Annotated in this window: 19 protein-coding genes; 7 read left to right on the forward strand and 12 right to left on the reverse strand. The window is 72.6% G+C overall.

Annotated features, from left to right (window positions below):
* Positions 1 to 28 precede the first annotated feature (28 nt).
* Together DS079_RS02445 and DS079_RS02450 are read right to left on the reverse strand one after the other, a co-directional pair.
* Entirely contained in the window at positions 29 to 1,045 is a 1,017-nt protein-coding gene (locus tag DS079_RS02445; RefSeq protein ID WP_126984664.1) for an alpha/beta hydrolase, read from the reverse strand.
* Positions 1,042 to 1,269, reverse strand: coding sequence for a BldC family transcriptional regulator (locus DS079_RS02450; protein WP_050815757.1), 228 nt, complete (start codon positions 1,267 to 1,269; stop codon positions 1,042 to 1,044). Before DS079_RS02450 ends, DS079_RS02445 begins: the two co-directional genes overlap by 4 nt.
* A 311-nt stretch (positions 1,270 to 1,580) precedes the next feature.
* Here DS079_RS02450 and DS079_RS02455 point away from each other — a divergent pair, with 311 nt between their 5' ends.
* Positions 1,581 to 1,781, forward strand: a complete 201-nt coding sequence (locus DS079_RS02455; RefSeq protein ID WP_029360640.1) for a DUF3073 domain-containing protein — start codon at positions 1,581 to 1,583, stop codon at positions 1,779 to 1,781.
* 90 nt (positions 1,782 to 1,871) lie between these two features.
* Here DS079_RS02455 and purM read toward each other — a convergent pair whose 3' ends face one another.
* The 7 genes from purM to DS079_RS02490 all read right to left on the reverse strand — a co-directional run bounded on the left by purM (position 1,872) and on the right by DS079_RS02490 (position 8,366).
* Positions 1,872 to 3,026: a phosphoribosylformylglycinamidine cyclo-ligase gene (gene purM, locus DS079_RS02460; RefSeq protein WP_126984665.1), complete on the reverse strand. Its 1,155-nt coding sequence runs from the start codon at positions 3,024 to 3,026 to the stop codon at positions 1,872 to 1,874.
* On the reverse strand, positions 3,023 to 4,513 hold the full coding sequence (gene purF / locus DS079_RS02465; protein ID WP_126984666.1) for an amidophosphoribosyltransferase: 1,491 nt from the start codon (positions 4,511 to 4,513) through the stop codon (positions 3,023 to 3,025). Before purF ends, purM begins: the two co-directional genes overlap by 4 nt.
* Positions 4,514 to 4,582: 69 nt before the next feature.
* Entirely contained in the window at positions 4,583 to 5,077 is a 495-nt protein-coding gene (locus DS079_RS02470) for a hypothetical protein (RefSeq protein WP_126984667.1), read from the reverse strand.
* Positions 5,074 to 5,871, reverse strand: coding sequence for a copper homeostasis protein CutC (locus DS079_RS02475; protein WP_126984668.1), 798 nt, complete (start codon positions 5,869 to 5,871; stop codon positions 5,074 to 5,076). The genes DS079_RS02470 and DS079_RS02475 overlap by 4 nt, the downstream gene beginning before the upstream one ends.
* Complete coding sequence (locus tag DS079_RS02480) at positions 5,868 to 6,347, reverse strand: sterol carrier family protein (RefSeq protein ID WP_126984669.1); 480 nt, start codon at positions 6,345 to 6,347, stop codon at positions 5,868 to 5,870. The genes DS079_RS02475 and DS079_RS02480 overlap by 4 nt, the downstream gene beginning before the upstream one ends.
* 1 nt (position 6,348) lies before the next feature.
* Positions 6,349 to 7,647 (reverse strand): adenylosuccinate synthase, encoded by a 1,299-nt coding sequence (locus DS079_RS02485; protein WP_070501027.1) that lies wholly within the window; start codon positions 7,645 to 7,647, stop codon positions 6,349 to 6,351.
* Between the two features lie 293 nt (positions 7,648 to 7,940).
* Positions 7,941 to 8,366 (reverse strand): DUF3151 domain-containing protein, encoded by a 426-nt coding sequence (locus DS079_RS02490; RefSeq protein WP_053917892.1) that lies wholly within the window; start codon positions 8,364 to 8,366, stop codon positions 7,941 to 7,943.
* Between the two features lie 53 nt (positions 8,367 to 8,419).
* Here DS079_RS02490 and DS079_RS02495 point away from each other — a divergent pair, with 53 nt between their 5' ends.
* On the forward strand, positions 8,420 to 10,354 hold the full coding sequence (locus tag DS079_RS02495; protein ID WP_126984670.1) for a phosphotransferase: 1,935 nt from the start codon (positions 8,420 to 8,422) through the stop codon (positions 10,352 to 10,354).
* A 42-nt stretch (positions 10,355 to 10,396) separates the two neighbouring features.
* A complete protein-coding gene (dtd, locus tag DS079_RS02500) occupies positions 10,397 to 10,822 on the forward strand; it encodes a D-aminoacyl-tRNA deacylase (RefSeq protein WP_010551220.1) in 426 nt (141 codons plus the stop codon).
* A 24-nt stretch (positions 10,823 to 10,846) separates the two neighbouring features.
* On the opposite strand, the gene DS079_RS02505 is transcribed toward dtd, so the two are convergent.
* Positions 10,847 to 11,518, reverse strand: a complete 672-nt coding sequence (locus DS079_RS02505) for an HAD hydrolase-like protein (protein ID WP_126984671.1) — start codon at positions 11,516 to 11,518, stop codon at positions 10,847 to 10,849.
* Positions 11,519 to 11,712: 194 nt separating this feature from the next.
* On the opposite strand from DS079_RS02505, the gene DS079_RS02510 reads away from it, so the two are divergent.
* Positions 11,713 to 12,459: a phosphoglyceromutase gene (locus DS079_RS02510; RefSeq protein ID WP_053917896.1), complete on the forward strand. Its 747-nt coding sequence runs from the start codon at positions 11,713 to 11,715 to the stop codon at positions 12,457 to 12,459.
* 230 nt (positions 12,460 to 12,689) lie between these two features.
* The gene (locus DS079_RS02515) at positions 12,690 to 13,313 is read left to right on the forward strand and encodes a C39 family peptidase (RefSeq protein ID WP_126985092.1); all 624 of its coding nucleotides are present in this window, start codon (positions 12,690 to 12,692) and stop codon (positions 13,311 to 13,313) included.
* A gap of 49 nt (positions 13,314 to 13,362) precedes the next feature.
* Here the strand turns inward: DS079_RS02515 and DS079_RS02520 are convergent, their stop codons facing one another.
* Complete coding sequence (locus DS079_RS02520; protein ID WP_126984672.1) at positions 13,363 to 15,015, reverse strand: helicase HerA-like domain-containing protein; 1,653 nt, start codon at positions 15,013 to 15,015, stop codon at positions 13,363 to 13,365.
* A 90-nt stretch (positions 15,016 to 15,105) separates the two neighbouring features.
* Here DS079_RS02520 and DS079_RS02525 point away from each other — a divergent pair, with 90 nt between their 5' ends.
* The gene (locus tag DS079_RS02525) at positions 15,106 to 16,113 is read left to right on the forward strand and encodes an acyltransferase domain-containing protein (protein WP_126984673.1); all 1,008 of its coding nucleotides are present in this window, start codon (positions 15,106 to 15,108) and stop codon (positions 16,111 to 16,113) included.
* A gap of 39 nt (positions 16,114 to 16,152) precedes the next feature.
* Here DS079_RS02525 and DS079_RS02530 read toward each other — a convergent pair whose 3' ends face one another.
* Entirely contained in the window at positions 16,153 to 16,782 is a 630-nt protein-coding gene (locus tag DS079_RS02530) for a TetR/AcrR family transcriptional regulator (protein ID WP_070500634.1), read from the reverse strand.
* Positions 16,783 to 16,923: 141 nt separating this feature from the next.
* On the opposite strand from DS079_RS02530, the gene DS079_RS02535 reads away from it, so the two are divergent.
* Positions 16,924 to 18,693 (forward strand): MDR family MFS transporter, encoded by a 1,770-nt coding sequence (locus DS079_RS02535; protein WP_241237517.1) that lies wholly within the window; start codon positions 16,924 to 16,926, stop codon positions 18,691 to 18,693.
* Positions 18,694 to 18,837 lie beyond the last annotated feature (144 nt).

The raw sequence follows: 18,837 nt of genomic DNA on the forward strand, positions 1-18,837 counted from the left end.
GCTACTCCTTGTCACGAGGTCTCGGGGGTCACGAGGCCCCGGTCTCGGAGGCGTCGGGTCCCGCGGTGCGGCCTGTCCCGGTCATCGTAGGCGCTGCGAGCAGATCCGTGGCCAGCCAGTCGTCGAGGATCTCGATCGCCGTCGCCCGCACCGGCGGATCGGAGAGGAAGACGTCGTGACGCGCCCCGGTGACGGGCACGACCCGCACCCGGGGGCCGAGCCGTCGCGCGGCCGCGGCGAGGGAGCGCACGTCCAGGACGGTGTCCGCGTGGAGGGGGCGCTCGCCCCGCCTCGAGGTGATCGCGGTGCGGTCGGAGTGCATGACCAGCGCCGGTGCGGCGAGCGGGCCGGCGGCGGCCAGGCGCCGGTGCCCGTCGAGCATCGCCTTGAGGGTGCTGGCGGGGAAGCGGTGGCCCCCGGGAGGCTTCAGCTCGAGGTCGTAGTCGTAGTCCCCGCCCAGGTCACGATGGGTGGCGCGGGCGTAGGCGTCGTCACCGACGGGAAGGATGGGCCTGCTCCTCAGCCGGCGGGCCAGCAGGTGCACCGGGCGCTCGAGCAGCCTCCGCGTGCCCGGTCCGAGGTGCATCTCGAGCCACGGCGAGTTCAGGGCGAGGCCCCGGACCACGCCCGGATGGCGCAGCGCGTAGAGCGTCGCGACGAGTCCTCCCGCGGAGTGAGCGAGGATCACCGGGGGCGTGCTGCGGCCGATGCGGCGCAGCGAGGCGCCGATCTCCTCGTCGTATCGGCTGAGGTGGTCGATCTCGGTGGGCGTCTGACCGGGCAGGATGCTGCGGCCGTACTTGCGCAGGTCCAGGCCCCAGACGTCGTGGCCGCGGGTGCCGAGGTGGTCCATCAGGTCCCGGTCGAAGACATAGTCCGACCAGCCGTGCATGAGCAGCACGGGCGGGGTCCGATCGGCGCGGGGAGCGTCGCCCGGGACGGGCTCGCGATGGATGAGGCTCGCCCGCAGCGGTCCCTCGTCGTCGCTGCCGAGGTCGATCCGGTGGAGCGTGTAGCCCGCTCCGAGCACCGGGTCGGTGCTCACACGTCCTTGGAGCTCTCCCGCAGCAGCTCGACGACCTCGCCGCGGCGGTAGCGGCGGTGACCGCCGAGGGTGCGCATGTAGGTGAGCTTGCCCGCCTGGGCCCAGCGCGTGACGGTCTTGGGGTCGACATGGAACATGCTCGCGACCTCCGCGGGCGTCATCAGCTCAGCGGCGTCGTCCCCGTCGGGCACTCCACCGGGGTGCTGATCCGTGGAAGCGTTCATCGAGGAGGAGACCTTTCACTGGGGGAGACGGCTCGAGACGGGACGGGGGTCCCCACTGCACTCGAGTACCGACACAAGACTACCCGGTAAGGTGTGTGAGCCGGTAAAAGGCGGGCCGCGAAACGCCCAATTCCTTCGCCGGGCAGTGCTCCGCCCGTCACACCGGGCGCCGCGGAAGGGACGTCGGGCACGTCCGGAGGGTCGCGGTTCGCCGTCGGCCGGAGCGACCATGTACTCTGGGCATCCGAAACTAATGCCATCCTCCGGGTCGTCGAGCACACCCGGCACCCGACGCACAGGGGGTCAGATCCATGGGTCGCGGCCGACAGAAAGCCAAGCACACCAAGGTGGCACGGGACCTCAAGTACTACAGCCCGCCGACGGATCTCTCGGCGCTGCAGCGGGAGCTGCAGTCTCAGCGGAGCGAGACCTCCTCCGCCGACGGAGACGACTGGGGCGAGGACGCCGAGGACTGGGCCGACGAGGACGCCCCGTCCGCACATCGCCGCTGAGCGGCGCGCGGCAGGCTCCGCGGAGCACCGTGACACAGCAGGAGGGCCGACCCGATGGGTCGGCCCTCCTGCTGTGTGCGGGGTGGCCGCTCAGGCCCAGCCGGGGTGCTGGCCGGCGAGCATGACCGCGCCGCCCTCGACGCCCTTGGCGCCGGCGACGACGTGCTCGAGCGCATGGCCGGGCTCGGGCAGGGACTCCTCGGCCACGACCTCGCCGATCGCGCGGGCACCGAGACCGCGTTCGGCGAGCACGGCCAGGACCTGGTCGGCCTGCTCCTGCGCGACCAGGGCGACCATGCCGATGCCCATGTTCAGCGTGCCCTCGAGGTCGAGCTGCGGGACGGAGCCCCACCCGGCGACGCGGGAGAACACGGGGGCCGGCTCCCAGAGGGCGCGGTCCACGCGGGCCGCGAGGCCGTGCGGCATGACCCGGGCGAGATTCGCGGCGAGCCCGCCGCCGGTGACATGGCTGAGGGCGTGGACGGCACCGGCGGTGCGGGCATCGCGCAGCACGGCCAGGAGGTCCGCGGTGTAGATGCGGGTGGGCTCCAGGAGCTCCTCCCCCAGGGTGCGGCCGAAGTCCTCGACGCGCTGCTCGAGGGAGAGCCCGGCGGCGGAGACCACGGCGCGGACCAGGGAGTACCCGTTGGAGTGCAGGCCGGAGGCGTCCATGCCGATCACGACGTCGCCCTGGCGCACCCGGTCGGGGCCCAGCAGGTCGTCGGCCTCGACCACGCCGACCGCGGCGCCCGCGACGTCGTAGTCCTCGGGGGACATCAGGCCCGGGTGCTCGGCGGTCTCGCCGCCGACGAGGGCGCAGCCCGCGAGGCGGCATCCCTCGGCGATGCCGCGCACGATGTCGGCGATCCGCTCGGGCACCACCGCGCCGCAGGCGATGTAGTCGGTCATCGCCAGCGGTGCGGCGCCGACCACGACGATGTCGTCGACGACCATGCCGACCAGGTCCTGGCCGATCGTGTCGTGCACGTCGAGGGCGCGCGCGATCGCGATCTTCGTGCCGACGCCGTCGGTCGAGGAGGCGAGCAGCGGGCGGCGGTAGTCCTTCAGCGCGGAGACGTCGACCAGCCCGGCGAAGGCGCCGATCCCGCCGAGGACGTCGGGGCCGTGCGTCGCCGCGACGGCCTCCTTCATCAGCTCGACGGCACGGTCGCCCGCAGCGGTGTCGACACCGGCGGAGGCGTAGGTGATCGCATCGCCCGAGGCGGGGCGGGGGCTGGTGTTCATGCGTCCTTCCCGACGGCGGCCGGCTCGCCGGGGCGAGCCTGGAGGATGCCCTGTGCCCGGGCGACGGGCTCCGGCAGGGCGACCGGGTACTTCCCGGAGAAGCAGGCGGTGCACAGCCGCTCCTCGGGCTGGCCGGTGGCGGCGATCATCCCCTCCTCGGAGATGAACCCGAGGGAGTCCGCGCCGAGCGAGCGGGCGATCTCCTCGATGCCCAGGCCGTTGGCGATGAGCTCGGCCCGGGAGGCGAAGTCGATGCCGTAGAAGCAGGGCCAGCGCACCGGCGGCGAGGAGATCCGCACATGGACCTCGGCGGCGCCGGCCTCGCGCAGCATCCGCACCACGGCGCGCTGGGTGTTGCCGCGCACGATGGAGTCGTCGATGACCACGAGCCGCTTGCCCTGGATCACCTCGCGCAGCGGGTTGAGCTTCAGGCGGATGCCGAGCTGGCGGATGGTCTGGGAGGGCTGGATGAAGGTGCGGCCCACGTAGGCGTTCTTGACCATGCCCTGCCCGTAGGGGATCCCGGACTCCTGGGCGTAGCCGATCGCGGCGGGGGTCCCGGACTCGGGGGTGGGGATGACCAGATCGGCCTCGACGGGGTGCTCGCGGGCGAGCTGGCGGCCCATCTCGGCGCGGGACTCGTTCACGCTGCGCCCGGCGATTCGGGTGTCGGGACGGGCGAGGTAGACGTACTCGAACACGCAGCCCTTGGGCTCGGCGGGGACGACCTGCTCGCTGTGCAGGCCCTGCTCGTCGACGATCACCATCTCGCCGGGGGCGACCTCGCGCACGAAGCTCGCGCCGCAGATGTCCAGCGCCGCGGTCTCCGAGGCGATGACCCAGCCGCGCTCGAGCCGGCCCAGTACCAGCGGGCGGATGCCCTGCGGGTCCCGCGCCGCGTACAGCGCGGTCTCGTCCATGAGGGTGAAGCAGTAGGCGCCGCGCAGGCGCGGCATGACGTCGCGCAGCGAGTCGGCGAGGGAGCCCTCGGAGTTCAGCAGCGCGGTGACCAGGGCGGTGTCGGTGGTGTTGCCACGGGCGAGCTCGCCGGTGCGGGGCGTGCCCCGCCGCTCGTGGATCAGCTCGAGCAGCTCCTCGGTGTTGACGAGGTTGCCGTTGTGGGCGAGCGCCACGGTGCCCTCGTGCCGGGGGCCGAGGGTGGGCTGGGCGTTGGACCAGACGGAGCCGCCGGTGGTCGCGTAGCGGGTGTGCCCGATCGCGATGTGCCCCTGGAGGGTGCCGAGGGAGGCCTCGTCGAAGACCTGGGAGACCAGTCCCATGTCCTTGTAGACCAGGATCTGCGAACCGTCGGAGGTCGCGATGCCCGCGGACTCCTGGCCGCGGTGCTGCAGCGCGTACAGCCCGTAGTAGGTCAGCTTCGAGACCTCCTCGCCGGGGGCGAAGACTCCGAAGACCCCGCAGGCGTCCTGCGGGCCCTTCTCCCCGGGGAGCAGGTCATGGGAGAGTTTTCCGTCGCCGCGTGCCACCGGTCCATGATGCCACAGCGAGCATCTGCCGCCGCCGTGCGGTCCGTCTCGCGGGCAGCTCGCCAGCGCTCAGCCGCGGCGGCGGTCCTCGCGACGGTGGCGGCGCGCGTCGACGAACGAGGCGATCGCGGCGAGCGGGAGCCCGATCACGACCATGGCCAGCAGCACGAAGTTCACGACACCGCGGAGGTCGCCGAAGCCGAACAGCGGCACGCTCAGCAGGGCCAGGACCCCGGGCACCAGGAAGGACAGCAGGACCCAGAACCCGAGAGCGGGGGCGCGCCGGCGGCGGACGTAGAGCGCGGTGCGCGGACTCCCGGCCTCCCCGGCTCCGTCCGCTGTCCCGTCCGCCTCGGCCGGCGTCCCGTCGGCCCCCGTCGTCGCGACCGACGTCTCGTCCTCGGCCCGTGCGCGGCTCGTCGCCGAGGCGTCGGCGTCGGTCAGGTCAGCGTCGGGGGTCGCGTCGACGGCATCCTCCGTGGCGTCCGTGCGGCCCGTCAGGTGCTCGCGATCCTCGTCCTCGGGACGGGTCTGGGGGTTCTCGGTGGTGTTCACGGTGTTCACAGCTCTCCTGCGGCATCGACCGCCGCGGCGACGATCGCCGGGTCGGTCAGGGTCTCGGGGGCGTCGGGCTCGACGGGCGCACCGGGCCGCCGACGGGCGGAGAGGTGCACGGAGCCGACGCCGGAGCGACGGACGAGGTCCACGACGTCGGCGGGGCGGACCCCTCCCCCGGCGCAGATCTCGACGAGGTCCTCGGCGGCGTCGACCATCGCGGAGAGGTCGTCGGCGCCGTCGAGGGCCCGAGCCTGCCCTCCCGAGCTGAGAACTCGGTGGATCCCGAGGCCGATCGCGGCCTGGACGGCGGCGACGCGGGCCTCGCGCGAGGGCATCGCGTCGACGGCGCGGTGCAGGGTGAGGGTCAGTCCCCGGCCGGCGCGCTGGGCGGCGAGGAGGGCGCTGTCGCGCACGGCCTCGAGGGCGGGGAGGTCGAGCTCGCCGGCCTCGGTGAGCACCCCGAGCACGACGCCTGCGGCGCCGGCGTCGACGACGGCGGCCGCCTGGTCCACCATCCGCTCGATCGCGTCGGCGTCGGCCGCGAACTCGGCCGGCCTGCCGAGGAAGTCCGCGCTGCTCGCGCGGGGGCGGATCAGCACGTGGACGTCGAGGTGGGGCTTCGCGTCCCGGGCGGCGACCAGCTCGCGGGCGCGGCGCACGGCCTGCTCGACGAGCTCGGGCGCGGGGGTGGTGCCGCCGAGGTCGAGGTCCTGGCACAGCTCGATCCGGTCGGCGCCGGCGAGCGCGGCGACCTCGAGGCCGGCGAGGTCCTCCACGGCGATCTCGACGGCGGGGCTCATCGCGTCCCCTCGGCGGTCGGCTCGCCACGGTCCGGGGCCGACCCGTCGACGTCCGGCGCCTCGCCGTCGGCGGGCCGCGCGCCGGTGCCGCGTGCGGTGCGGACCGTGCGTCGCGGGCCGGGCAGGGGCAGCAGCTCGGAGAGGTCGCTGCGCTCGCCCGAGGCAGTGACCCGGCCGTCCGCGACAGCGTCCGCCCAGGTCAGGTCGCCGGTGACGAGCGCGAGCCAGGTCGCGGCGTCGGTCTCGACCACGGCGGGCGGGGTGCCGCGGGAGTGGCGGGTGCCTGCGATGGCCTGGACCGCGGCGTAGGGCGGGACCCGCAGCTCCACGGCACCGCCGGGATGCTCCTCGGCGAAGAGCTCCAGGGTGTGCCGCACAGCGGGGGCGAGCACCGCGCGGCGCGCGGCCGCGGGATCCGTCGCCCAGGCCGCGAGCGCGGCGCGGCCGGCCTCGGGGTCGGTACGGCGGGTCACCACGTCAGGCCGTCGTCTCCGGCAGGAGGTCGTGGACGGCGATGGTGTCGGCGCGGTCCGGGCCCACGCCGATGGCGCTGATGCGGCAGCCGGCGAGCTCCTCGAGACGTCGCACGTAGGCCTGCGCGTTCTCGGGCAGCTCCTCGAAGGTGCGCGCCTCGGAGAGGTCCTCGGTCCAGCCGGGCAGGGTCTCGTAGACCGGCACGGCGTGGTGGAACTCGGTCTGGGTCATCGGCATCTCGCGGTGGATCACGCCGTCCACGTCGTAGCCGGTGCAGATCGGGACCTCGTCGATGCCGGTGAGGACGTCGAGCTTGGTGAGCACGATGTCGGTGAAGCCGTTGATGCGCACCGCGTGTCGGATCATCAGCGCGTCGTACCAGCCGCAGCGGCGGGGACGGCCGGTGTTCACACCCACCTCGCCGCCGGTCTTCTGGAGGTACTCGCCCCACTTGTCCTCGAGCTCGGTGGGGAACGGTCCGGCGCCCACTCGGGTGGTGTACGCCTTGACGATCCCGATCACCCGGTCGATGCGGGTGGGGCCCACGCCGGTGCCCGTCACGGCGCCGCCCGCGGTGGGGTTGGAGCTGGTGACGAAGGGGTAGGTGCCGTGGTCGACGTCGAGGAAGGTGGCCTGGCCGCCCTCCATCAGCACGACCTCACCGCGGTCCAGCGCATCGCCCAGCAGCAGCGTGGTGTCCACGACCATGGGGCGCAGGCGCTCCGCGTAGGAGAGCAGGCCCTCGACGATCTCGTCGACCTCGACGGCGCGGCGGTTGTAGAGCTTGACCAGCAGCTCGTTCTTCTGACGCAGCGCGCCCTCGACCTTCTGGCGCAGGATCGAGGCGTCGTAGAGATCCTGCACACGGATGCCGAGACGGCCCACCTTGTCGATGTAGGCGGGGCCGATGCCGCGCCCGGTGGTGCCGATCGCGCGCTTGCCGAGGAAGCGCTCGGTGACCTTGTCGAGGGTCTGGTGATAGGGCGCGACGATGTGGGCGTTGGCGCTGATGCGCAGACGGGTGGTGTCCACGCCGCGCGACTCGAGCATCCCGATCTCCTCGAACAGCGCCTCGAGGTTCACCACGACGCCGTTGCCGATCACGGGCGTGACCTGCGGCGAGAGGATGCCGGCGGGGAGGAGCTTGAGCTCGAACTTCTCGCCGTCGACGACCACGGTGTGGCCGGCGTTGTTGCCCCCGTTGGGCTTGACGACGTAGTCGACGCGCTCTCCGAGCAGGTCGGTGGCCTTGCCCTTCCCCTCGTCACCCCACTGGGCTCCGACGATCACGACGGCGGGCATGGCGACTCCTGGGAACGATGTCGGGATTTCTGCACAGGTGACCGCGTGCGGTGCACAGGGCCGCGTGGATCCTACCAAGCGCCGTCCGGGAGCACGTCCGAGGGGTGACGGCTGCCGCTGCATCCGGTGGCGCTCAGCCAGCATCCGACCCCGCATGCGACGACGGCTGCGCACTGGGCACCACTGGTTGCACACGCACCGCCCGCGCTGTCCGGGCCGGCTCCGATCCTGCCAGGCCAGCGCAGGTCCAGCCGGTCCGGCCGGGCTCGCGCAGGCCCGGGCCGGGAGCCGGCTCAGTCCAGCAGGGTCGGGTCGGCCTCGCGCAGGAAGTCGGTGATGCGGTCGGCCTCGGACTGGTCGCCGAGGCGGCGGGAGACCTCTCCCAGCAGCGCGAGCGCCCGCAGCACGCCACGGTTCGGGGCGTGGGAGGCGGGGATCGGGCCCTGGCCGCGCCAGCCGTTGCGGCGCAGCGCGTCGAGGCCCCGGTGGTAGCCGGTGCGGGCGCAGGCGTAGGCGGTGATCTCGTCACCGTCGCTCAGCGCGTCCTCGGCGAGGGTGGCCCAGGCCAGAGGGGAGTCCAGATGCCGGGCGACGACCTCGCGCGGCTCGCCCTCGACGAGCTCCTCGGCGACCTGGACGTCGACGAAGTCGTCGGGGAGTCGGGTCTCGGGGATGCCCAGGAGATTCCCGCTGGTGAGGTTATCGGTACGATCAGCCATGCAAGCATCGTAGGCGCAGCCGCCCGATGACCACAGAACAGAGTGAATCGCCCATGTCACACACGCAGGACGGCTCCGAGCTGCTCACCGGGCCCGGAGCCGGTGGGCTGCTCCGCTCGGCCGTCGGCAACTCGGGCGGGGTGCTGCACAGCTGGCAGCTCGACCACGTCGACCACCGCCCCGGCCGCAGCACCAAGGCCCTGTACCGCACCCAGGTCTCCTGGCCCGAGCTGGACGGCCCCCAGGCCCCGGCCCGGGAGGAGCTGTTCGGCGCGAGCGCCCACATCGGGGAGCGCGAGAAGAACCTCTACGTCGCCGAGCAGACCCTGGTGATGACCGACGGGGACATCAACGTGCGCGTATGGCGCTACCCCCATGACCCCTGGCTGCCGATGCTCCCGCAGGTCTGCTATCCAGACATCGTCGGCCGCACCCTGCACGACCTGGGCGTCTCCCTCAGTCCGGACCCGTCCGAGCCGATCGCGATCGACGTCGTCTCCTACCGTCCCGGCCGGCGCGCCGTGCTGCGCGCCTCCCAGGGCGATGCGGCCGTGTACCTCAAGGTCATGCAGCCGCACCGCAGCGGCGAGATCGTGGAGCGCCATCAGCGCCTGCTCTCCGCCGGGGTGCCGGTGCCCGAGGTCATCGCGCACCATCAGGGTCTCGTCGTGCTCGCGGAGCTGCCGGGCCGGCCGCTCGCCCGCGCGGTGATCGACGAGGGCGTGGACTCCTGCCGCGCCGAGGACCTGGTCGCGCTGCTGGACCGCCTGCCCGCCTCCATGTACGGCCTGTCGCTGCGGCCGCCGTGGACCGACTCGGTCGAGTTCTACGCGGGGATCGTCGCCTCCGCCGTGCCCGCTCTCGGGCCGCGCCTGGACGCTCTGGTGCGGGAGATCCGCGAGGGCCTGGCCGCGATCGAGCAGCGGATCGACATGCGACCGCACGACGTCGTCCACGGCGACTTCTACGAGGCGCAGGTGTTCGTCCAGGACGGCAGGGTCGTGGGCCTGCTCGACATCGACACCGTCGGCCCGGGTCGCCGCGCCGACGACCTCGCCTGCCTGCTCGCCCATCTCAGCGTCCTGGCCGACTACGGCAACGCCGGGCGCATCGACCGCGGCATGCAGCAGCGGGTCGAGGACGCGATCCGCACCTGGCACGAGACCTTCCAGGAGCGGGTCGATCCGGTGGAGCTCGCGCTGCGCTCCGCAGGGGTCGTGCTCTCGCTCGCGACCGGGCCGCACCGTCAGCAGGAGGCGGCCTGGGAGGCCGCGACCGAGGCGATCGTGCGCGTGGCCGAGGAGTGGGTCGCCGCGGCACGGCACGCAGAGCGGCAGCGGATCGACCGGGCCGCGGCGGCGCAGTCCGCGACGCCCGCCCCCGGCCAGCCCGCCGCGCAGCAGGCTGGTCCGGCCGCAGGGGCGCAGCACGCCGCGCAGTCCCATCCGACGCAGGGGCCGACGGGCGTGCGGCAGGCCCCCGCCCAGGGCGTGCACGTGCCGAGCGGTCCCGGGATCGCTCCCCCGTCGGGCTCCTCGGCGGTGCACCAGTCCGCTCCGCCGCAGCGCTCGGCGCCCTCGCAGTCGGCGCCCCACCAGTCGGCCCAGCACCCGTCGGCCCAGCACGTTTCGGCCCCGCAGCACTCGGCACAGCAGCACTCGGCGCCGGCGCACCACTCGGCACCGGCTCAGCAGTCGGCGCCCCCGCAGCAGTCGGCACCGGCTCAGCAGTCGGCGCCCCCGCAGCAGTCGGCCGCGCCGCAGTACGTCGCCCCGCCGCAGCAGCACGGCGCCCCTGACCGCTCCGCGCCGCCGCAGCAGTTCGCCGCACCGGTCCAGCAGTCGGCACCGACGCAGCCGGTTCCCCCTCAGGCGGCGCCGCAGCAGTCCGCTCCCCCGACGGACCGCCCGTCCGAGCCGGTCGACCAGCACCCCGAGGACGACTCCCCCACCCAGGAGCGGAGGATCTCCTCGATCCCTCCCTGCTGACCCCGCGCCGACGGAGCCCGCACCTGTGCCACGATCGAGGGCATGCGTGCAGTGCTCCAGAGAGTCGACGGTGCCCGGGTCGAGGTCGAGGGCGAGGTGGTCGGAGAGATCACCGGCGAGGGCCTCGTCGCGCTCGTCGGCGTCACCCATGAGGACGGCCCCGAGCAGGTCGCCACGATCGCCCGGAAGATCGCCGAGCTGCGGATCCTGGACGGCGAGCGCTCGGTCCAGGACACGGGCGCGCAGGTGCTCGTGATCTCGCAGTTCACCCTCTACGCCGACGTGCGCAAGGGGCGCCGTCCGTCCTGGAACGGCGCCGCCCCGGCCCCGGTCGCCGAGCCGCTCGTGCAGCAGGTGGTCGACGCGCTGCGTGAGCGCGGGATCACGGTCGCGACGGGCCGCTTCGGCGCCCACATGCGGGTGGGGCTGACGAACGACGGGCCGGTGACGATCCTGCTCGAGGCCTGAGCACCCGGAGCCTCGGCTGGAGGATCAGCCGCGCAGCATCCGGTGGAGCTCGGGGACCGTCGCGGCGTAGGGCAGGTCGGCGGCGCGCTCGGCGTCCCCGCCGTAGCCCCAGCCAACCAGCACCGCGTCGAGGCCGTGCACGGCGGCACCTTCCGCGTCGTGCAGCCGGTCCCCCACCATCACGGCCCCGTCGGCCGCGGAGACGCCGAGCCGCTCGAGGACGCTGGCGATCACCTGCGCCTTGTGGGTGCGGCCCGCGGCGAGATCGGTGCCGCCGATCAGGTCGAGGTCCGCGGTGAGGCCCTGGTGCTCCAGCACCCTGCGCGCGGTGGTCTCGGGCTTGTTGGTCGCGATCGCGACGGTGCGGCCGTCGGCCCGCAGCCCGGAGATGAGGTCCGCCATCCCGGCGTAGGGGACGCTGAACGTGTATCCCTCGGCGAGGTAGTGGTCGGTGTAGGCCAGGCGCAGCGCCTCGGCCCGCTCGGCGTCCAGCCCCAGCTCGGAGCGGAAGGAGTCCACCAGCGGCGGCCCGATGAAGGACTGCAGGCGCTCCGCACCGGGATGCTCCTCGCCGCAGGCGGCGAAGGCGTGCTCGAGGGCGGCGAGGATGCCGGGCGCCGACTCGACGACGGTGCCGTCCAGGTCCAGCAGCACGACGGGCACGGAGGTGAGATCACGGGAGGTCACTGCGGTCATGGCCCGACCATATCCAGGTGGCCGGTCATCGGCCTCGATGGCCCGAGGCGCGGGCACCGGGCCGATGGCGAGCCGCGGCCCGGCCGGCACCCGCGCCGCCGAGCGCCCGTCGGCCGCGTCGGGATTCGACCCCGCCCGTGGCCACCGATGGCCACCGAATGCACGGCCGGCCTCGGCCCGCGTAGGCTGGGCCCATGACCTACACACTCGTGCTGCTCCGCCACGGCGAGAGCGACTGGAACGCGAAGAACCTGTTCACCGGCTGGGTGGACGTCCCCCTCACCGAGAAGGGACGCCAGGAGGCCACGGAGGGCGGCGACCTCATGAAGGAGGCCGGCATCCTCCCCGATGTCGTGCACACCTCGCTGCAGCGCCGCGCCATCATGACCGCGAACCTCTCCCTGGATGCGGCCGACCGCCACTGGATCCCCGTCAAGCGCGACTGGCGCCTGAACGAGCGCCACTACGGCGCGCTGCAGGGCATGAACAAGTCGGAGATCCGCGAGAAGTACGGCGAGGAGAAGTTCATGGCCTGGCGCCGCTCCTACGACACGCCGCCGCCCGAGATCGAGTTCGGCACCGAGTTCTCCCAGGACCAGGACCCGCAGTACGCCGACCTCGGCGATCAGCTGCCGAAGTCCGAGTGCCTCAAGGACGTCGTCGAGCGCTTCCTCCCCTACTGGGAGGAGGGCATCAAGCCCGATCTCGTCGAGGGGAAGACGGTGCTGATCGCCGCCCACGGCAACTCGCTGCGCGCGCTGGTGAAGTACCTCGACGGCATCTCCGACGAGGAGATCTCCGGCCTGAACATCCCCACCGGCCAGCCGCTGGTCTACGAGCTCGACGAGGACTTCCAGCCCGTCGAGAAGGGCGGCCGGTACCTCGACCCGGTCGCCGCGAAGGCCGCCGCCGAGGCCGTCGCCAACCAGGGCAAGAAGTGATCTGACCTCGCCCCGCGAGAACGGCGCCCCTCACCTCCGGGTGAGGGGCGCCGTTCTGCTCCCGGTCATGGTGGACCGGCTCGAGCCAAGCCGTTGACCTGGAGCTTCCTTCCGGCACGGTCTGTCAATGGGCAGTTCTCCCCTTCCCTCGCACCATCCGCCGTGCATAGCGTCGAGGCGCCGGGGCCTCCGGCAGCAGTGCACCCGATACCAAGGACGAGGTACTCCTCATGACGACCATCGCAGCCGACCGCAGGACGTTCCTGAAGACCCTGGGGGTGACCGCCGCGGCGGGCCTCGCCACCCTCGCCGTCGCCCCGCGCGCCTCCGCGGCGCAGACCGTGCTGCCCACCACCTACCAGCAGCAGCCGAACTTCTTCTACTGCGGGCCCACCGCCGTCGCGATCGCGCTCAGCGCGAAGGTGCAGCCTCCGAGCCTGGACACCCTCGCCGCCGAGCTCGCCACGACGGACAACGGCACGAACTTCGGCGCCGTCTCCCCCGTGCTCACCGCCCGGCTTCCCGGGGCGACCTATCGCGACCAGTGGATGGAGGGCACCTCCGCCTCGCAGGCCGATGCGGATCTGCTGTGGGAGCGGGCCACCACCAATGTCGACGACGGCTTCGCGACCGTGTGCAACTGGTGGGTCGTGGCCGGGGAGTACCCGAACTGGGGCGGGAACACCGGGGACATCTTTCACTTCGTGACGATCGACGGGTACGACGCCGCGAACCGCACGCTGCGGATCGCGGATCCTGCCGGGTCCACCCTCTCCGCCTCCCTGCCCAGCCATCACTGGCTGAGCGTGGAGCAGGTCGCGACCTACTGCGCGGGCCGCGGCTACTTCTGGTGAGCAGCGCCCGCCGCTGAGGCGCGGGATCGATGACGTCCGACGGTCCCGCTCAGCGGCGCTTGCGGGTCCCGAACAGGGAGCGGCTGATCTCGCGGCCGAGCACCGTCCCGGCGGACCGGAGGAAGGACTTCACGGCAGGGTTGCCCATCAGCCCCTCGGCCTTCTTCGCGGGCTTCTTCGCGGCGGGCTTCGCCTCGGGGTCCGCGCCCTTCGCGTCGCCCTTCCCCGCGGCCTCCTTCTCCGCGGCCGCGGCGTCCTCGGCCTCGGCGTCGGCCGCGGCGCGCTTCTGGAGGATCTCGTAGGCGGACTCGTTGTCCACCGCCTCGCCGTAGTCCTTCATCAGCGGCGAGGCCGCGGCGGACTCCTTGATGACCTGCTCGCCGGCGGGCTCCATCGAGCTCTCCGGGGCGCGCACCGCAGTGATCGCGACGGGCGTCGGGGCGCCGTCCTCGCTCATCACGGTCACGATCGCCTCACCGGTGCCGAGCGCAGGGATGACCTCCTCGAGGTCGTGCTCGGAGGTGGGGAAGGTCTTCGCGGTGGCCCTGAGCGCCTTCGCGTCGTCCGGGGTGAAGGCGCGCAGCGCGTGCTGGACCCGGTTGCCGAGCTGGGCGAGGACGTCGCCGGGGATGTCCTTCGGGGTCTGGGTGACGAAGAAGATGCCCACGCCCTTGGAGCGGATCAGGCGCACGGTCTGGACCACCTGGTCCAGGAAGGCCTTGGAGGCGTCCTTGAACAGCAGGTGCGCCTCGTCGAAGAAGAACACCAGCTTGGGCACCTCGGCATCGCCCACCTCGGGCAGCTCCTGGTACAGCTCGGCCAGCATCCACATCATGAAGGTGGAGAACAGCGCCGGGCGGGAGGCGACCCCGGGCAGCTCGAGGCAGGAGATCATGCCCGCGCCGTCCTTCGTGCGCAGCAGCTGCTGGGTGTCGAAGGCGGGCTCGCCGAAGAAGACGTCCGCGCCGGAGGCCTCGAAGGCGGTGAGGCTGCGCAGGATCACGCCCGCGGTCGCGCTCGAGATCCCGCCGATGCCCTTGAGCTCGTCCTTGCCCTCGTCGGAGGTGAGGAACTGGATCAGCGCGCGCAGGTCCTTGAGGTCCAGCAGCGCCAGGCCCTGGGAGTCCGCGTAGTGGAAGATCAGCCCGAGCGAGGACTCCTGGGTGGGGTTCAGCTCGAGCACCTTCGCCATCAGCACCGGCCCGAAGTCGCTGACGGTGGTGCGGATCGGGACGCCCTCGCCCTGCCCGCCGAGGGTGAAGAACTCCGTGGGCGCCGCGCGGGAGACCCACTCCTGACCGCGGGCCGCGGCGCGCGCGGTGAGCTTGTCGGAGGCGGTCCCGGGAACGGCGATGCCGGAGAGGTCGCCCTTCATGTCGGCGACGAACACGGCGGCGCCGGCGTGGGCGGCCTGCTCGGCGATGACCTGGAGGGTGCGGGTCTTGCCGGTGCCGGTGGCGCCGGCGATCAGGCCGTGGCGGTTCAGCATCGAGACGGCGAGGTTCACCGGCACGCTCGGGTCAGGCTCGTCCCCGTCGAGCATCGCGCCGAGGTGGATGCGCGCGCCCTCGAAGCCGTAGGCGGTGCGGATCGCTTCGGCCTCCTCCGAGCTCGCGGGCGGTGCGGCCGGGGCGTCCTGCGTTTTGGAAGCCGGGGCGTCCTGCGTCTCGGGCGTGGCGGGATCCTGCTGCGGGCTGGTCATCGTGGCCTCCTCGCCGGCGCACCGGCGCGCTCGTGGTCGGGACGCACCGATCGTAGCGGGAGGAGGCGGCTGACCCGTTACCGTGATCACATGAAGCCTCCCCCGCCGGCCGAGATCCGCGCCGAGGACGAGCTCGCCGCCGCGGACGTGCGCGTCATGCTCACCGCCCCCTCCCGCACCGCCCTGCTCGAGAACCTCGGGATCACCGACCAGGACGCCTCGGACCTGCTCCCCCTGCTCGACGCCGCCGCGGCCGACGAGGAGGTGCTCGCCGAGGTGACCGCGACCGCGAACCGTCTGCGCGCCGCCGCCGGGCTCGAGGTGCCCGAGGTCGACCTCGCCGCCGAGAAGGACCGCCACGACGGGCTCCAGCAGCGCCTCGCCCCCGGGGAGGGCCTGGTCGCGATCCTCGCACTGCTGGTCTCCACCTCGACGGTGCGCGCCTGGCACGACGCGCGCGGCCTCACACGAGAGCAGTCCTGGGAAGTGCTCGCCGATCTCGGCCAGCAGATGCGGGTCCACCGCGCGGGCACCGGGCGGCTGGGCCTCCACCAGCTGAACTGGATGAGCATGAACTGGGCGGGGCGGCTGGTGCACCTCGGGCGACTCCAGTTCGACCTGCACCGCCAGCCGGTCGCCCTGCTCGCGGGCACCGGCTCGACGCCGTCGGCCGACGACCCCCGCCGCTGGGTGCTCGGCACCCACATCCCGGCGCGCGGCCCGCTGGACCCGGCGGAGGTCGACGCCTCCTTCGACGCCGCGACCGCGTATTTCGCGGAGCACTACACCGAGCTCGGCGCGGGGCGCGGCGTGGAGGAGCCCGCGTTCGGCCATGAGTTCGTCTGCGACTCGTGGCTGCTGAGCGACCAGCTCGCCGAGATCACGGGAGTGGGCTCGAACCTCGCCCGCTTCGCCGCGCGCTGGGAGATGCTCGAGCACTCCCGGATGGACGACGGAGCGCTCTTCTTCGTGTTCGGCCGACGTCCTCCGGTCGACGTCGCCGCGCTCCCCCGCACCTCGCGCCTCGCGCGAGGGGTTGCAGAGCGCCTCGAGGACGGGCGCGGCTGGACCGGCGGACTCGGCCGCATGCTCCGCTGAGCCCTGCCCACCTCAGCCCGGGCTCGCGCGGCCTCCGGCTCAGATCTCGGTGCCCGACCCGTCGTAGAGAGTGAGCACCTGGTCGAAGGCGCGGACCGGGTCGATGCCGCGCCGCATGGAGATCGCGAACGCGCTGCGGGTCAGGGCGAAGCTCACCTGCACCAGGATCACCGCATGATCGCGGGCGAACTCGCCCTCGAGCGCCTCGGCGAGCTCCTCGACCAGCTCGGTCTGCATCGCCTGGAGGTTTCCGCTGGAGACCAGGTGCAGGCTCGGCTCCTGCTCCATGACCTGCTTCTTCAGCTCGCGCAGACCGCGGTCGACGGGGACGTTCGCAATCGCTTCGCGCATCATCGAGCGCATCGCCTCACGCGCCGGCATGACCAGGAGCTTCTCCCGCAACGAGGCGATCGCCTGTGCACCCTCCCCGCCGTTGATCCCGAGGATCGCGGACTCCTTGGTCACCCAGTGGTTGAAGAAGGTGCGGGTGGAGACCCCGGCACGCTCGGCGATCATCTGCGCCGTCACGGCCGAGAGCCCGTGCTCGACCACCAGCTCGAGGGCGGCGCGGTGCATCGCCATGCGGGTCTGGCGCTTCTTCTGCTCCCGCAGGCCGAGCTCCTCCGAGCCCGCGGGGTCATGGTCATCGGTCGTCTGCGCGGAAGTCACGCCCCCATCCTAGGTCCGACACATCACAAAATCTGCACTCGATGCAATAGTGCAGTCAATGCAACAGTTCTGTAGTGTGTGCGAGTCACAGCCCGACGGGGTGCTGCGGCCGTCTCCCCACCGCTCACTCCCGAGGACCTCATGACTGCATCCACCACCCGGGCACCGCAGCCGGCCGCTGCGGAGCCCGCCGCCTTCACCGGCCTCGACCGCCAGGGCAAGCTCGTCTTCGTCGGGCTCATGCTCGGCATGTTCGTCGCCTCCCTCTCCCAGACCGTCGTCGGCCCCGCGATGCCGCGCATCGTCGCCGAGCTCGGCGGCGTCGAGCACTACAACTGGATCGCGACCGCCGCGATGCTCGTCTCCGCCGTCGCGGTCCCCGTCGTCGGCAAGCTCTCCGACCTCTACGGGCGCCGCTGGTTCTACCTCGGCGGCCTCGCCGTGTTCATGATCGGCTCCGTGCTCGCCGGCCTCGCCCAGGGCTTCTGGTTCCTGGTCTTCGCCCGCGCCGTGCAGGGCCTGGGCATGGGCACCCTGATGCCCCTGAGCCAGACGATCATCGGCGACATCATCCCGCCCCGTCAGCGCGGCAAGTACCAGGGCATCATGGGCGCCGTCTTCGGCGTCACCTCGGTCGCCGGCCCGCTGATCGGCGGTGCGATCACCGACCACCTGGGATGGCGCTGGGCCTTCTTCCTGACCCTCCCGATCGGTGTGGTCGCCTTCGCCTTCATCCTGCGCTTCCTCCACCTGGAGAAGTCCCAGCAGCACGGCAAGGTCGACTTCTGGGGCATCCTCACCCTCACCCCGGGCCTCGTGCTCGCGCTGCTGGCCACCACGTGGGGCGGCGGCGACTACGAGTGGACCTCCCCCGTGATCATCGGGATGTACGCGGTGGCCGCACTCTTCCTCGTCGCCTTCGTGGTGATCGAGACCCGGGTCGAGGAGCCGCTGCTGCCCCTGCACCTGCTGCTGCGCCCGATCGTGGCGCTGTCGGTCGCGGCATCCTTCGCGATCGCGGTGGCGATGTTCGGCGCGATCATCTACATCCCCGTCTACGCGCAGGGCGTCATGGGCGTCTCCGCCACCAACTCCGGCATGATCCTCGTCCCGCAGTCGGTCGCGATGATCCTCACCTCGATCCTGGTGGGCCTGCTCATCTCCCGCACCGGCCGCTACCGCCCGTTCCTGATCCTGGGCGGCGTGGTGATGGTCGCGGGCTACCTGCTGCTGGCGAACCTCTCCTACGGCGACACGCAGTGGCACCTGACCCTCGCGATGATCGTGATCGGCCTGGGGCTCGGCCTGTCGATGCAGGTCTACACGCTGGTCGTGCAGAACGCCGTCTCCCGCCGCGAGCTCGGCACCGCGACCGCCGCGATCCAGTTCTTCCGCAACATCGGCTCGACGGTGGGCACCGCCGTGCTCGGCACCGTGATGACCGCCTCGATGTCCACCGCGATCCCCGAGAAGATCGCGGCCCTGCCGCCCGAGCAGCTCGCCGCGCTGCAGAGCACGGGCGGTGAGGTCGACACCAGCACCCTCGAGAACGCGGTGCTGGACCCCTCCGCCCTGGCGAAGCTGCCCGAGTTCCTCGTGGACCCGGTGCGCGGCGGGCTGAGCGATGCGATGCACGACGTGTTCCTCACCGCGGTGCCCTTCGCGGTCCTCGCGCTGGTGCTCTCGCTGTTCATCAAGCACGTGCCGCTGCGCGAGACCGTCGAGACCGCCGATGAGCAGGTCGCACAGCCCGGCCTCGACGCGGCCGCGGAGCTCAGCGGCACCGGCTCCGAGCCGGAGGACCTCCACCCCCGCACCGGGCCGATCCCGGTCGTGGACCCCGAGGCCGACGCCGACGCGGGACAGCGCCCCGCCGACGACGGACGCGATCCGGTGGGCACCGCCCGCTGAGCCGGCCCGTCGGCCCGTCGGCCGTCGACCCACTCCGGCGACGCACCTCGCCGAGACGCCGAGAGCTCCGTTCCACCCGCTCCACCCGGGAGGAACGGAGCTCTCGGCACTTCGGTCAGGGCGTCTCGACGGGCGGGGCCTCGA

This window comes from Brachybacterium paraconglomeratum (assembly GCF_003994255.1).
Lineage (GTDB): Bacteria > Actinomycetota > Actinomycetes > Actinomycetales > Dermabacteraceae > Brachybacterium > Brachybacterium conglomeratum.

Coding starts and splice junctions, on each gene's coding strand:
- DS079_RS02520 (WP_126984672.1), bottom strand. CDS start 15,015: ATGACCAGCCCGCAGCAGGATCCCGCCACGCCCGAGACGCAGGACGCC.
- DS079_RS02495 (WP_126984670.1), top strand. CDS start 8,420: ATGTCACACACGCAGGACGGCTCCGAGCTGCTCACCGGGCCCGGAGCC.
- DS079_RS02510 (WP_053917896.1), top strand. CDS start 11,713: ATGACCTACACACTCGTGCTGCTCCGCCACGGCGAGAGCGACTGGAAC.
- DS079_RS02485 (WP_070501027.1), bottom strand. CDS start 7,647: ATGCCCGCCGTCGTGATCGTCGGAGCCCAGTGGGGTGACGAGGGGAAG.
- DS079_RS02535 (WP_241237517.1), top strand. CDS start 16,924: ATGACTGCATCCACCACCCGGGCACCGCAGCCGGCCGCTGCGGAGCCC.
- DS079_RS02475 (WP_126984668.1), bottom strand. CDS start 5,871: ATGAGCCCCGCCGTCGAGATCGCCGTGGAGGACCTCGCCGGCCTCGAG.
- DS079_RS02490 (WP_053917892.1), bottom strand. CDS start 8,366: ATGGCTGATCGTACCGATAACCTCACCAGCGGGAATCTCCTGGGCATC.
- DS079_RS02455 (WP_029360640.1), top strand. CDS start 1,581: ATGGGTCGCGGCCGACAGAAAGCCAAGCACACCAAGGTGGCACGGGAC.
- DS079_RS02525 (WP_126984673.1), top strand. CDS start 15,106: ATGAAGCCTCCCCCGCCGGCCGAGATCCGCGCCGAGGACGAGCTCGCC.
- DS079_RS02450 (WP_050815757.1), bottom strand. CDS start 1,269: ATGAACGCTTCCACGGATCAGCACCCCGGTGGAGTGCCCGACGGGGAC.
- purM (WP_126984665.1), bottom strand. CDS start 3,026: ATGAACACCAGCCCCCGCCCCGCCTCGGGCGATGCGATCACCTACGCC.
- DS079_RS02515 (WP_126985092.1), top strand. CDS start 12,690: ATGACGACCATCGCAGCCGACCGCAGGACGTTCCTGAAGACCCTGGGG.
- DS079_RS02505 (WP_126984671.1), bottom strand. CDS start 11,518: ATGACCGCAGTGACCTCCCGTGATCTCACCTCCGTGCCCGTCGTGCTG.
- dtd (WP_010551220.1), top strand. CDS start 10,397: ATGCGTGCAGTGCTCCAGAGAGTCGACGGTGCCCGGGTCGAGGTCGAG.